Origin of the sequence: Blautia sp. DFI.3.45, assembly GCF_020593505.1 — a bacterium.
GTDB classification, from domain to species: Bacteria; Bacillota; Clostridia; order Lachnospirales; family Lachnospiraceae; genus Blautia_A; species Blautia_A wexlerae.
The window spans coordinates 1-220 of record NZ_JAJDMI010000263.1; the positions used below are offsets into that span (position 1 = coordinate 1).

General features: G+C 45.5%; 1 protein-coding gene. It reads left to right on the forward strand.

The features are described 5' to 3' along the window. The coding region (locus tag LJE09_RS17820) for a hypothetical protein (protein ID WP_227311653.1) at positions 1–220 on the forward strand (220 nt) is incomplete at both ends.

A 220-nucleotide genomic window follows, 5' to 3' on the forward strand; every position in this document is an offset into this window, starting at 1 on the left:
TTATACAGCCTGATTTCCACAAACCAGAATGATTTCGGTTTCCATCTTGGAAGAAGCGGAACTTTCGATTTCCCGGCTATACTTTCTGTAAAGGCAGATGCTTCCTGTGCAGGACTTATGGCAAATCTGTTCTGGTATGATGCTGAGAATGGGGTTCTGCAGTGCATCCAGACTGTAACTGTAGGCGGTGCATTTGAGCGCAGTATTCCATATGCTGACT